Source organism: Streptomyces sp. NPDC055239 (genome assembly GCF_053606205.1).
Genome location: NZ_JBSGRD010000005.1, coordinates 252,332 through 264,949, shown reverse-complemented (window position 1 = coordinate 264,949; position 12,618 = coordinate 252,332). Strand labels below are relative to the sequence as shown.

At 69.0% G+C, this 12,618-nt stretch carries 11 protein-coding genes; 8 read left to right on the top strand and 3 right to left on the bottom strand.

Features of this window, described 5'->3' with window-relative positions:
• Positions 1-102 precede the first annotated feature (102 nt).
• The 3 genes from ACWFRJ_RS19435 to ACWFRJ_RS19425 are packed head-to-tail and all read left to right on the top strand — an operon-like array spanning position 103 to position 3,240.
• Positions 103-1,776, top strand: a complete 1,674-nt coding sequence (locus ACWFRJ_RS19435; RefSeq protein WP_453531845.1) for a TerD family protein — start codon at positions 103-105, stop codon at positions 1,774-1,776.
• Between the two features lie 11 nt (positions 1,777-1,787).
• A complete protein-coding gene (locus ACWFRJ_RS19430; protein ID WP_453531842.1) occupies positions 1,788-2,468 on the top strand; it encodes an AIM24 family protein in 681 nt (226 codons plus the stop codon).
• Between the two features lie 16 nt (positions 2,469-2,484).
• Positions 2,485-3,240, top strand: a complete 756-nt coding sequence (locus ACWFRJ_RS19425) for an AIM24 family protein (RefSeq protein ID WP_453531839.1) — start codon at positions 2,485-2,487, stop codon at positions 3,238-3,240.
• Between the two features lie 98 nt (positions 3,241-3,338).
• Here the strand turns inward: ACWFRJ_RS19425 and ACWFRJ_RS19420 are convergent, their stop codons facing one another.
• Positions 3,339-3,863 (bottom strand): NUDIX hydrolase, encoded by a 525-nt coding sequence (locus ACWFRJ_RS19420; RefSeq protein ID WP_453531836.1) that lies wholly within the window; start codon positions 3,861-3,863, stop codon positions 3,339-3,341.
• Positions 3,860-5,329, bottom strand: coding sequence for a zinc-dependent metalloprotease (locus ACWFRJ_RS19415; protein ID WP_453531833.1), 1,470 nt, complete (start codon positions 5,327-5,329; stop codon positions 3,860-3,862). Before ACWFRJ_RS19415 ends, ACWFRJ_RS19420 begins: the two co-directional genes overlap by 4 nt.
• A 191-nt stretch (positions 5,330-5,520) precedes the next feature.
• Between ACWFRJ_RS19415 and ACWFRJ_RS19410 the strand changes: the two genes are divergently transcribed.
• From ACWFRJ_RS19410 to ACWFRJ_RS19395, 4 genes are all read left to right on the top strand, one after another.
• Positions 5,521-6,633 (top strand): SDR family oxidoreductase, encoded by a 1,113-nt coding sequence (locus ACWFRJ_RS19410; RefSeq protein ID WP_389903430.1) that lies wholly within the window; start codon positions 5,521-5,523, stop codon positions 6,631-6,633.
• Positions 6,634-6,751: 118 nt separating this feature from the next.
• Positions 6,752-7,216 (top strand): molybdenum cofactor biosynthesis protein MoaE, encoded by a 465-nt coding sequence (locus ACWFRJ_RS19405; RefSeq protein WP_453531829.1) that lies wholly within the window; start codon positions 6,752-6,754, stop codon positions 7,214-7,216.
• Positions 7,217-7,548: 332 nt separating this feature from the next.
• Positions 7,549-7,719, top strand: coding sequence for a hypothetical protein (locus ACWFRJ_RS19400; RefSeq protein ID WP_453531827.1), 171 nt, complete (start codon positions 7,549-7,551; stop codon positions 7,717-7,719).
• A gap of 95 nt (positions 7,720-7,814) precedes the next feature.
• Complete coding sequence (locus ACWFRJ_RS19395; RefSeq protein WP_453531824.1) at positions 7,815-8,906, top strand: YlbL family protein; 1,092 nt, start codon at positions 7,815-7,817, stop codon at positions 8,904-8,906.
• An 82-nt stretch (positions 8,907-8,988) separates the two neighbouring features.
• On the opposite strand, the gene ACWFRJ_RS19390 is transcribed toward ACWFRJ_RS19395, so the two are convergent.
• A complete protein-coding gene (locus ACWFRJ_RS19390) occupies positions 8,989-9,531 on the bottom strand; it encodes a PPA1309 family protein (RefSeq protein ID WP_453531822.1) in 543 nt (180 codons plus the stop codon).
• Between the two features lie 146 nt (positions 9,532-9,677).
• Between ACWFRJ_RS19390 and ACWFRJ_RS19385 the strand changes: the two genes are divergently transcribed.
• The gene (locus ACWFRJ_RS19385) at positions 9,678-12,602 is read left to right on the top strand and encodes a UPF0182 family membrane protein (protein WP_453532398.1); all 2,925 of its coding nucleotides are present in this window, start codon (positions 9,678-9,680) and stop codon (positions 12,600-12,602) included.
• Positions 12,603-12,618: the final 16 nt, after the last annotated feature.

Sequence of the window (12,618 nt, the reverse complement as noted above, 5' to 3'; positions counted from 1 at the left end):
GGATGTTGTGTACCGGGTCTGTACCGGCTTGGTTCGCTGTTGGACTTTGCGGTTAGCCTGACGCGACGCATTTACATTCGGGATGGGGGACGGTCGTTACGTATGGCCAGGGAATTCCAACGCGGCCACAAGGCCAAGATCAGTGACCTCACCGCGGGCACCGATCTGTACGTAGGCGTGCAGATCTCCGCCCCCGGACTGAGCTTCGACATCAGTTGCTTCGGCCTGGACGCGGACGAGCGGCTCTCGGACGACAGTTACTTCATCTTCTTCAACCAGCCGAAGTCGCCCGAGGAGTCCATCCAGCTCCTCGGCGCGCAGGCCGGTGACACGGAGTCCTTCCGGGTCACGCTCGACCGGATCCCGTCGCAGATCCAGAAGCTGTCGTTCACCGCGACGATCGACGGCGCGGGGCAGATGTCGCAGGTCGCCCCCGGCTACATCCGGATCGTCGCGGGCGGCGAGGAAGTGGCCCGCTACTCCTTCAACGGCACGGAGTTCTCCACGGAACGTGCCGTGATGCTGGGCGACTTCTATATGAAGGACGTCTGGCGGTTCGCCGCGATCGGCCAGGGCTTCGACGGCGGTCTCGACGCGCTCCTGAAGAACTTCGGCGGCGAGGTCGCCGAGGAGGAGCCCGCGCCGCAGGCACCGCAGGCCACCGGCGCGCCGTCCTTCGCGCCGCCCGGCCAGGCAGCCGCGCCGCCCGCGTTCGGTGCCCCGGCGGCACCCGCGCAGACCCCGGCCCCCGCTCCCGCGCCCGCACCTGCCCCGGCCCAGAACTTCGCGCCGCCGCAGGGTGCCACTCCGCCGCCCGCACCGGCTCCCGTAGACCCGTCGGTGCACGCCGCGCAGACGATCGTGGCGCCGATGAACCAGCCGCAGGGCGGCATGATGCCGCCCCCGCCCCCGCCGCCGCCCGAGCCCTACGGACAGCCGAAGCCGCAGTACGGCCAGGTCCCCGGCCAGTCGGCGCCCCCGCCGCCCGGTTACGGCCAGCAGCCCAGCGCTCCGATGCCTCCCGGCTACGGCCAGCAGCCCCCCGGCCAGTTCCCCGGTCAGCCCGCCGCCCCGTCCCCGTACGGAGCCGGCGTTCCTCAGGGCTCCACGCAGGCCGGCGGCGTGACCGCGGCTCTCGCGGCGTACCGCGAGGCCCCCACCGGGCAGCGCTGGACGCAGCAGAACGAGAAGCTGATCCGCGTCGACCTCGGCATCAGCGAGCAGGCCGTGCTCGCCCGCCAAGGCAGCATGGTGCTCTACCAGGGCAAGGTCGAGTTCAGCTACAAGGGCGCGGGCTTCGCGGGCCGCGTCGTGGGCAACTCCACCGGCCAGGAGATGCAGCTGATGCGCTGCTCCGGCCGGGGCCAGGTCTTCCTCGCCGAGGAAGCCACGTATCTGCACCCCATCGAGCTCCAGGGGGACGCGATCTGTGTCTCCGCGGAGAACGTCCTCGCGTTCGACGAGACGCTCCAGCACGAGGTGCGCAGGATCGAGGGCCACGGGATCCCCGGTGGCGCGCTGTTCGTGATGCAGTTCCAGGGCACCGGCACGGTCATCGTCAAGACGCACGGTGTGCCCGTCGTGCTGCCCGTCACGCCGACGACGTTCGCCGACTGCCACGCCGTGGTCGCCTGGTCGGCGGCGGCTCAGGCGATCGTCTCCAGCCAGGTCCGGCTGCGCAGCAACGCGTACGCGGGCTCCACGGGGGAGAGCGTGAACCTGCAGTTCCGGGGCGCACCCGGCAACTTCATCATCGTCCAGCCGTTCGAGGTCTGAGGGAGCCCGTCATGAATCAGCAACTCGCGGGCTTCGCCGCGGCACCCGTCGCTGCCCGTATGGAGAACCACGGCCACCACATGCTCAAGGTGGCGATGCAGACCGGAAACGACCTCCTCGCGCGCGTGGGCTCGATGGTCGCCTACGAAGGGTTCGTGCAGTACGAGCCCAATCCGCCCGCCGTCCGTCAGATCGCGAAGGAGTGGATGACCGGCGAGGGCGCACCTCTGATGAAGTGCTCCGGAGACGGCCTGCTCTATCTCGCCGACTACGGAGCCGACGTCGTCGTCATCAACCTGGCGGGCGACTCGCTCTCGGTGAACGGCACGAACCTGCTTGCCTTCGACACATCCCTCCAGTGGGGCGTCGAGCGGGTCAAGGGCATGGCCAAGTTCGCCGGTCAGGGCCTGTGGAACATCAAGCTCTCCGGCCAGGGCTGGGTGGCACTGACCTCCCGCGGCACCCCGGTCGTCGTCGACTGCGGCCGCGGCGAGGACGAGACGTACGTCGACCCGGACGCCCTGATCGCCTGGTCCCCGAACCTCAAGGTGAAGGGCAAGCGCAGCTTCAAGGCCGGTTCGCTCATCGGGCGCGGCAGCGGCGAGGCCTACCAGATGGGCTTCTCCGGGGAGGGCATCGTCGTCGTACAGCCCAGCGAGGACAGCACCGACCGTCTCCGAGCTCGGGGCTGAGGGGGAGCAACACACCATGCAGAGCCCACTTTTCGCGCACTCCGAGCAGCAGACTCAGGAGCGCTACACCGTCCAGAACCCGCAGCTCCTTCGGGTCGCCCTCGCGGGCCACGACGACATCTTGGCCCGCAAGGGGGCCATGGTCGCCTACCAGGGGCTGATGGAGTTCGACGCCGAGTACCAGAGCCAGGGCAACCAGCGGGCCCGCGCGCACACCGGCGAGGGTCTCGACCTGATGCGCTGCCACGGACAGGGCACGGTCTATCTCGCCAACCTGGCCCAGTACATCCACGTAGTGGATGTGGACCGGGACGGCCTGACCGTGGACAGCAGCTATGTCCTGGCGCTCGACTCGTCGCTGACCCACCAGGTCATCGCCGTGGACAGCCAGTACGGCATCTCCGGCTCCGGCAAGTACCAGCTCAACATCACGGGCCGTGGCAAGGTCGCCCTGATGACCTCGGGCCAGCCGCTGATGCTGCAGGTCACGCCGGACCAGTACGTGAACGCCGACGCCGACGCGATCGTCGCCTGGTCCAACGGCCTGCGGGTGCAGATGCAGGCCCAGACGCACTCATCGGGCGTGTGGCGGCGCCGCGGCAACACCGGTGAGGGCTGGGAGCTCAGCTTCATGGGCCAGGGCTACGCCCTCGTCCAGCCGAGCGAGATGCTGCCGCCCCAGAACGCGGTCATCGGGCAGGGTGCCCGGGCTCAGTACGGCATGGGCCAGCAGGGGGCTCGCGGGCAGAACCAGGGCAACGTCTGGAGCTGAGCCCTCTCCGGGCGGGACCGAACCAAAAGGAGCGTGGGGAACTGCGGGCCGGCTTGTGGCTGGTCGCGCAGTTCCCCGCGCCCCTTTCGGGGCCCGTACTACAGCCGCGCCCTCGTTGCTTCCGTCAGGCGGACCACCGACTCGTCCGCCACCTCCGCCACCTCGTCGTAGGCGAACCAGCGCAGGTCCAGGGACTCGTCGCTGATCGCCTCGGTCGCGCCTGAAGGGGCGAGGGCGGCGTACTGCACGTCGAGGTGCTGCGTGCACGGCCCGGGGATCGGATGCCGGTCGAGGCGCACCGGGCCGCCCGGCAGGAGCGTGAGGTCTCGGATCCCGGACTCCTCCGTCGCCTCACGCAGCGCCGCCGCGGCCAGCGTCGGGTCGCCCGGCTCGCAGTGACCGCCCATCTGAAGCCACATCCGCAGCTTCTTGTGCAGGGTGAGCAGCACGCGCCCGCGTGCCGGGTCGATCACCAAGGCGCTGGCCGTCACATGTCCGTCCGTGCAGGCCTTCCACATGCCGTCCTCGGGGTGGGCGGCGAGATGGTCGAGGTAGTACTGGCGCAGCTCTTCCTGGTCCTCGTAGCTCTTCAGTACGAGGACCGCGTCGTCGTGAAGGCTCACTTCTCGCTGTCGCCCTTGTCCTCGTCCTCAGAGCCCTCAGCGCCCTCTGTGTCCTTCTTGAGGTCCGGCTTGGTGGAGCCGCCCGCCGCCTCGCCGAGCATCTTGTCCAGCTCGGAGAAGTCCAGCTGCTCGTGGTGCACGAACCCGTCCGGGTCGTCCAGGTCCGAGGCCGTCGGCAGCATGTCCGGGTGTGCCCACAGGCCGTCGCGTCCGTCCACGCCGCGCGCGTCCGTGAGCGAGGCCCACAGGCGCGAGGCGTCCCGCAGCCTGCGCGGGCGCAGCTCCAGGCCGATGAGCGTGGCGAAGGTCTGCTCTGCGGGTCCGCCCGTCGCACGGCGGCGGCGCAGCGTCTCGCGGAGGGCGTCCGCGGACGTCAGGCGGGGCTTGGCCGCCGCGTGGACGACTGCGTCCACCCAGCCCTCGACGAGCGCGAGAGCCGTCTCCAGGCGCGCCAGGGCGGCCTTCTGCTCGGGGGTGTCCTCCGGCTGGAACATGCCCTGCTGGAGTGCTTCCTGAAGCTGCTCGGGATTCTGCGGGTCGAGCTGGCCGACGACGTCCTCCAGCTTGGCCGTGTCGACCTTGATGCCGCGGGCGTAGCCCTCGACCGCGCCGAACAGATGCGAGCGCAGCCACGGCACGTGGGCGAAGAGCCGCTGGTGGGCGGCTTCGCGCAGCGCCAGGTAGAGCCTGACCTCCTCCTGGGCGATGCCCAGGTCCTTGCCGAAGGCCTCGACGTTCACCGGAAGGAGGGCGGCCTTGCCTGCCGGGCCGAGCGGCAGGCCGATGTCGGTGGAGCCGACGACCTCGCCCGCGAGCACGCCCACGGCCTGGCCGATCTGCTGGCCGAACATGGCGCCGCCCATGGAGCGCATCATCCCGATCAGCGGGCCCGCCATGGCCTGCATCTCCTCGGGCAGCACGTCGCCCATGGCGAGGCCGACGCGCTCGGCGACCGGGTCGACCAGCTCCTTCCACACCGGAAGGGTCGCCTCGACCCACTCGGCGCGGCTCCAGGCCACGGCCACGCCGGAGCCGGACGGCAGCGACGTCGCGTCGTCGAGCCACAGGTCGGCGAGGCGGACGGCCTCCTCGACCGCGCCGCGCTCCGCGGGACCGACGCTGGAGTCCTTGGTGCCGTCGGGCGTGCCCTGGGAGACCGTCTGGCGGGCGATGTCCTTCGCCATGTCCCAGTTCACCGGGCCGCCCTCGTAACTGAGCATCTGGCCGAGCTGCTGGAACGCGGCGCCCAGGTCGTTCGGATTCATCGAACCGAACATCGCGGCGAACGGATTGTCACCGCCCTGGCCGCCGGGACCGCCCGCGCCGGGCAGGCCTCCGAAGCCGAACGGGTTCCCAGGGCCACCACCTGCACCCTGTCCCCCTCCGGGGCTGTCCTTCTTCTTGCCCTCGTCGCCGTTCTCCGGCTCCTCCGGCGGAAGGCCGAATCCGAATGGGGTGTCACTCACGGGATTCCTCGGCTCGTCAGGCCACCGGTACTGTTCCGGCGGCGGCTGCCTTACAACACCACCCAGCGTAGACACCGTGACGGGATAGGGCCTCAGTGCTTCGCCGACTCATGGCCTGCGGCAGGATGGATGCCACCTGGTACGTACGCGTCATTTGCGTATCTACTGAAGACAACCGCTGGAGACGCCTGGTGAGTTCCCCAGATCCACAGGTTCGCGCAGCGCGAAACCTTTCCACACCGGCTCCTGTCCGGGGGCCCGTGGTCGCCGTCACCGGCGCCGCGTCCGGCGTGGGCGCTCTGCTGACCGAGCGCCTCGCCGCGTCCGAAGAGATCAAGCAGGTCGTCGCCATCGACGAGCGGCGGGGCGAGTGCGCCCAGGCCCAGTGGCACATCCTGGACGTCAGGGATCCGGCCATCGCCGAGAAGCTGCGGGGCGCGGACGTCGTGGTCCACCTCGCGCTCGATCTCGACCTGGAGACCGACGCCGCCGCCCGTACGGCGTACAACGTACGCGGCACGCAGACCGTCCTCACGGCCGCCGCCGCGGCCGGTGTCCACCGTGTCGTGCTCTGCACGTCGGCGATGGTCTACGGAGCACTGTCCGACAACGAACTGCCCCTCTCCGAAGACGCCGAACTGCGTGCCACCGCGGAGGCGACCGGCGTCGGCGATCTTCTCGAGGTCGAGCGGCTCGCCCGGCGCGCACCCCGTGCCCACCCCGGTCTGAACGTCACCGTGGTGCGGCCGGCCGTCCTGGTGGGCGGCACGGACACCGCGCTCACGCGGTACTTCGAGTCGCCCCGGCTGCTCGTGGTGGCGGGCTCGCGCCCGGCCTGGCAGTTCTGCCATGTCGAGGATCTGTGCAGCGCCCTGGAGTACGCCGTCCTGGAGAAGGTCGACGGGGAGCTTGCCGTCGGCTGCGACGGATGGCTCGAGCAGGAAGAGGTCGAGGAGCTCAGCGAGATCCGTCGTATGGAGCTGCCCTCCACGGTGGCACTCGGGGCGGCGGCCCGGCTGCACCGGATCGGTCTCACTCCGTCCCCGGCCGGTGACCTCGCGTACACGATGTATCCCTGGGTGGTCAGCGTCAGCAGGCTGCACGACGCCGGATGGCGGCCCCAATGGACCAACGAGGAGGTCCTCGCGGAGCTGCTCGAAGAGGTCGCGGGGCGCCGAACCGTGGCGGGACGCAGGCTCGGGCGCAAGGACGCGACGGCCGCGGGTGCCGCCGGTGCGACGGTCGCGCTGCTCGGTGCGGCGGCGGTGGTGCGGCGCGCGCGGAAGGCGCGGCGCCGGATCTGAGCCCGCTGAGACCGCTGCGCGCCCCCGGTGGGCCTGTAGAGAGCTCCAACGCGGCACGCGCGCGTGCCGGGTGAAAGCGCTATTCCGTGATGTCCGTGCCGTGCGGCACCATGGCCGCATGGCACGCACCACGAACGATCACCCCGGCGAGCAGGCCGCTCAGGACCCCATCCGGCTGCTTGCGATCCGCGACGCACCGCTCTCCCTGGACGAGGTGTTCCGGGCCGTCGGTGACGACGCCGCGGGCGGCACGGCGCTCTTCGTGGGGACGGTGCGCAATCACGACGGCGGTGCGGACGTCGACCAGCTCGGCTATTCGGCCCATCCGACGGTCGAGGCCGAGATGCGCCGGGTGGCCGAGAAGGTCGTCGCCGAATATCCGGTCCGTGCCCTGGCCGCCGTCCACCGCGTCGGCGACCTGGCGGTGGGTGACCTCGCGGTCGTCGTGGCCGTCTCCTGCCCGCACCGCGGGGAGGCCTTCGCCGCCTGCCGCAAGCTGATCGACGACCTCAAGCACGAGGTGCCGATCTGGAAGCACCAGCGCTTCTCCGACGGCCAGGAGGAGTGGGTCGGCGCCTGCTGAGCGCCGACGCGGCCGGGGTCGGCCTGTGCACGATCCGGGCGGCCCTGCACGGTCGGCGGACGGAGTCCGACGCGGTCGGTCGAAGCCTGGGAGGCCCGCCGGGGTCGAGCAGTGCGAGAGCGGCCATCAGGAATTGGGTCGGCCAGGAGGAGTGGGTCGGCGCCTGCTGACTCCTCGGGCCGAGATGAGCCGGCCTCTTCCCCTCCCCGTCGGGCCAGTTGGACCAGGACCCTCCGGTTGCGTAACCCGACCCCTGCCGTGAGCGTTGACGGTGCGGATGGTTAATCTGCTGATCAGTCAGTTGCGGTCGCATATGGGGTCGGGAGGTCGACATGGCATCACTTGCCTGGTTGCTGATTCCGCTTGCGGCAGCTGTCGGTGCGGGTCTTTGGGGTGGCTGGGCCGCGCGTAATCGCAGGTCGGGCAAGACCGGGGACCACAGCGAGCTGAACGGCTACGCGGCCTTCCGCGAGGCGATGGACAAGTCCCACTCCGGCACCTGAGGTCCCGGGGGCCCGATGGCCCCCGACAGGCCCGCAGGCCCCGTACGGACTGGCCCCAGCGGTGCACTGACAGGCAGGTCCCGTACTGTCGTTCCATGCCACGCCGCACCGCGACGATGCTCGCCTCCACCCTGATGCTGATCGCGCTGCTCTGCGCCGGAGTCCTCATCAAAGTGCCGTACTCGGTGATGTCGCCGGGCCCCACGGTGAACACCCTCGGCGACCACGGCGGCGAGCCGGTGCTGCAGATCGCCGACCGCAAGACGTACCGGACCAGCGGTCACCTCAACATGACGACGGTCAGGGTCACCAGCGCCGACTACAACATGAACATCGCGGAAGCCGTGTACGGCTGGCTGGCCCACGACAACATCGTGGTGCCGCACGAGACCCTCTACCCGGACGGCAAGACCGAGCAGCAGTCGAGCCAGGAGAACGCCGAAGAGTTCAGCGAGTCCCAGGAGAGCGCCAAGGTCGCCGCCCTGCGGAATCTGAAGATCCCGGTGAAGTCCCAGGTCATCGCACGGACCGTCTCCAAGGACAGCCCCGCCGAGGGCAAGCTGCACGCGGGCGACGTCATCAAGAAGGTCGACGGCACGCCCGTGAAGGAGATGACGGACGTCTCCAAGCTGGTCACCAAGCGCAAGCCGGGCCAGGACGTCGTCTTCACCATCGTCCCCGTCAAGGAGGCCGCCGCCGCAGAGAAGGCGCGCAAGGAGCCGACCGGGACGGAAGACGTCAAGATGACGACGGAGAAGGCGAAGGACGACGGCCGCGCGGTCGTCGGCATCGAGGCGGGCACCGATCACACGTTCCCGTTCGACATCGACATCAAGCTCGCCGACGTCGGCGGCCCCAGCGCCGGACTGATGTTCGCGCTCGGCATCGTGGACAAGCTGACGCCGACCGACCTCACCGGCGGCCATTTCGTGGCCGGCACCGGCACGATCACCGACGAGGGCAAGGTCGGCCCGATCGGCGGCATCGGGATGAAGACGGTCGGCGCGCGCGACAAGGGCGCCGAGTACTTCCTGACGCCGAAGGAGAACTGCGCCACCGCCGCCAAGGACGTCCCGGACGGGCTCACGCTGGTCAAGGTGGACACCATCGACGACGCGGTCGCCGCCCTCAAGGACATCCGCAAGGGCGACACCGCGGACCTGCCGCAGTGCACCGCGAAGAAGTAGCGGCCAAAGGAACGGCCGTACGCGGGCGGGAACGCGCCCACCCGCGTACGAGAACAGCGTGGTGTCAGTCCGCGCAGTCCGCTCAGTCGGCGAACGTGGCCGCCAGCGCCTCCGCGAGCCCCGGAACCAGGTCGGAACCGGTGAGGACCTCGGTCGGCGAGTCCTTCTCGCGCAGCCGCAGGGCCGAGTCGCGCGCACCGTCACGGAGCACCGCGACCGTCATGCGGACCTCCTGGCGGTCCGGGTGCTGGGCCACCCACTTCGCGAGCTGTGCCTCGCCGAGCCCTTCGGGGACGGACGTCTCAGCCGACGGCGGAAGCATCAGGCGCTCCACCGTGAGGGCGCAGCCCACCACGGCGTCCGGCCAGGCGATGGTGCCGAGGAACTCGTCCAGCGGCTTGCCCGCCGGAATCTCCTCCTGCTCGATGGGGGTGAGGGCGGTCTCCTCGGGGGAGTTGTCGAGGCCGAGCTGGGTGGCGAGGCCGGGTTCCTGGGTACGCAGTCGCGCCGTGTCGACCAGCGCGAAAAGGCGTGCGGGCTGGTCCCAGCCGAGGCCGGACGCGTACTCATCGATCTCGAGCACGGCACGGGTGAGGGGGCTCGCTGCCATGGGAGTGTTGGACATGGTCACAATCCTGCCTCGTTAGTCCCGCAAAACGGGAACTGAGTAAAGCGTGAGTAAGTTGCATAGGTGTGGGTCCACGATCACAGGGACCTGACGGATCAACAGAATCAACATCGAACTTCGAGGTGCGCACCTTGGCTTTCCAGATGCCGGACCGCGGCGGAGGCCCGACGGGGCCACGGATCAGAGTGGGCCGACCGTCCCGTCGCGTCCGGACCCTGCTCATGACATTGGGCATCCTGGCTGTACTCGCCATGGTGTTCGTCATGTTCGCGGGGTTCTGGACGGACTGGCTCTGGTACCGCTCGGTCAACTATTCGTCGGTCTTCACGACGACCCTGTGGACCAAGATCGGCCTGTTCTTCGTCTTCGGCCTCCTGATGGCGGCCGCGGTCGGACTCAACATCTGGCTGGCGCACCGGCTGCGCCCGCCGTTGAGCGCCATGTCGATGGAGCAGCAGAGCCTCGACCGGTACCGCATGAGCATCGCGCCGTACAAGAAGTGGCTGCTGCTCGGCATCGCCACGCTCGTCGGCCTGATCGCGGGCGCGTCGGCAGCGGGACAGTGGCGCACGTGGCTGCTGTGGGTGAACGGCGTCTCCTTCGGCCAGAAGGACCCGCAGTTCCACCTGGACGTGTCGTTCTTCGCGTTCGACCTTCCCTGGTACCGCTTCATGCTCGGCTTCGGCTTCGCGGCCACCGTGCTCTCCCTGATCGCCGCCGCCCTCACCCACTACCTGTACGGCGGGCTGCGGATCACCAGCCCCGGCGCGCGGGCCACGGCGGCGTCGACGGGGCATCTGTCGGTGCTGCTCGGCGTCTTCGTGACGCTCAAGGCCGTGGCGTACTGGCTCGACCGGTACGGCCTCGCGGTGAAGTCCAGTGACTTCAAGGCGACGGGCGACTGGACGGGCCTTCGCTACGTGGACGCGAACGCGTACCTGCCGGCGAAGACCATCCTGTTCTGCATCGCGGTCATCTGCGCCCTGCTCTTCTTCGGGACGCTGTGGCGGCGCACCTGGCAGCTGCCGGTCATCGGCTTCGGCCTGATGGTCCTCTCCGCCATCCTCATCGGCGGTCTGTACCCGGCCATCGTCCAGAAGTTCCAGGTCTCGCCGAACGAGCAGGCCAAGGAAGCGCCGTACATCCAGAAGAACATCAAGGCGACGCGCGACGCGTACGGCATCAGCGGTGTGAAGCCCCAGGACTACAAGGGCGCGGGCAAGGCCGACGAGGACGCCAAGAAGAAGCGCGACGACGCGGACGAGGCAGCCAACTACCGGCTGAACGACCCGAACATCGTCTCGCCGACGTTCCAGCAGCTCGAGCAGGAGCGCGAGTACTACCGCTTCCCGACGACCCTGGACGTGGACCGCTACAACGGCCAGGACACCATCGTCGGTCTGCGTGAGCTCAGCCTCGACAAGCTCGACAAGCGCAACTGGATCAACGACCACTTCGCCTACACCCACGGCTATGGAATGGTCACCGCCAAGGGCACGGAGACCAAGAAGGGCTCCAAGGGCGCCCCGGACTTCACGGAGTCCGGCCTGCCCACCTCCGGCAGCCTCGGCGAGTACGAGCAGCGGGTGTACTACGGCGAGAAGACGACCCAGTACTCGATCGTGGGCGGGCCCCAGAAGGAGCTCGACTACGAGGAGGACGGCGGGGGGCAGAAGACCTACAGCTACAAGGGCAAGAGCGGGGTCAACCTCTCCAACCCGATCAACCGCGCCGCGTACGCGGTGTCCTTCGGCGAACCGCAGATGCTGTACTCCGGAGCGATCGGCGAGGGATCGCGGATCCTCTACAACCGCACTCCCAAGGAGCGCGTCGAGTCGGTGGCTCCCTGGCTGACCATCGACGGCGACACGTATCCGACGGTGGTCAACGGCAGGATCCAGTGGGTCGTCGACGCCTACACGACCAGCAACGGCTATCCGTACGCCTCGCGGACCACGCTCGGCGACACGACGGCCGACTCGCTGTCCGAGGCCGACGACCAGCGTGCGGTGGTGGCCCAGCAGAACCGGGTCAACTACATCCGCAACTCGGTCAAGGCGACCGTCGACGCGTACACCGGAGAGGTCAAGCTCTACACCTGGGACGACAAGGACCCGGTCCTGAAGACCTGGAAGAAGGCGTTCCCGGACACCGTCAAGGACAAGGGTGAGATCCCCAAGGCCCTGATGGACCACCTGCGCTACCCCCAGGACATGTTCAAGGTGCAGCGCGAGCTCCTGACGCTCTACCACGTCACGGACCCCGGCCAGTTCTACAACGCGTCCGACGCGTGGCAGGTGCCGAACGACCCGACGAAGAAGGACAACAGCGCGGTTCCGCCGTACTACTTGTCCATGAAGACGCCGGGTGAGACGCAGCAGCAGTTCTCACTGACGACGACGTTCACCCCGAGCGGGCGCCCCAACCTACGGGCCTTCATGACGGTCGACGCCGACGCCAGAAGCAAGAACTTCGGCACGATGAAACTGCTGAGAGTCACGGGCGACGTGGACGGCCCGGAACAGGTCCAGAACAAGCTGAACTCCATGACGCAGGTCGGTAACTTCGTCCGGGACATGAAGGGCGCCGACTCCGACGTCCTCTACGGAAACCTGCTGACCGTGCCACTGGACGACGGGTTCCTCTACGTAGAGCCCGTGTACGTACAAGGGCGCAAGTCGGCGTATCCGCTCCTGAAGAAGGTGGCGGTGTCGTACGGCACGGAGACCGCGTTCGCGGACTCCCTGAGCGACGGCCTCAACGAGGTCTTCGGTGCCGACGGGACCACCAAGCCACCGGCCGACGACACGGACCAGCCGGCCAATCCGCCCAAGTCGAGCGACCCGACGGTGCAGGCAGCCCTGGACGACGCCCAGACGGCGTTCGAGGAGGGGCAGCAGGCTCTGAAGGACGGCGACTGGGAGGCCTACGGCAAGGCCCAGGACAAGCTCCAGGAGTCCCTGCAGCGAGCCGAGGACGCCCAGGCCAAGGCCAACGAAAAGAACGGCAAGGGCGACAAGGCGAGCGACGGCAAGGCCGACGACAAGGGCGACAAGAAGGGCGGCTGACCAGCTGCGAAACACC

Excerpts from the sequence above, each read along its gene's own strand:
- ACWFRJ_RS19390 (WP_453531822.1), bottom strand. The coding sequence starts at position 9,531 with ATGTCCAACACTCCCATGGCAGCGAGCCCCCTCACCCGTGCCGTGCTC.
- ACWFRJ_RS19395 (WP_453531824.1), top strand. The coding sequence starts at position 7,815 with ATGCCACGCCGCACCGCGACGATGCTCGCCTCCACCCTGATGCTGATC.
- ACWFRJ_RS19405 (WP_453531829.1), top strand. The coding sequence starts at position 6,752 with ATGGCACGCACCACGAACGATCACCCCGGCGAGCAGGCCGCTCAGGAC.
- ACWFRJ_RS19435 (WP_453531845.1), top strand. The coding sequence starts at position 103 with ATGGCCAGGGAATTCCAACGCGGCCACAAGGCCAAGATCAGTGACCTC.
- ACWFRJ_RS19430 (WP_453531842.1), top strand. The coding sequence starts at position 1,788 with ATGAATCAGCAACTCGCGGGCTTCGCCGCGGCACCCGTCGCTGCCCGT.
- ACWFRJ_RS19425 (WP_453531839.1), top strand. The coding sequence starts at position 2,485 with ATGCAGAGCCCACTTTTCGCGCACTCCGAGCAGCAGACTCAGGAGCGC.
- ACWFRJ_RS19385 (WP_453532398.1), top strand. The coding sequence starts at position 9,678 with ATGCCGGACCGCGGCGGAGGCCCGACGGGGCCACGGATCAGAGTGGGC.
- ACWFRJ_RS19400 (WP_453531827.1), top strand. The coding sequence starts at position 7,549 with ATGGCATCACTTGCCTGGTTGCTGATTCCGCTTGCGGCAGCTGTCGGT.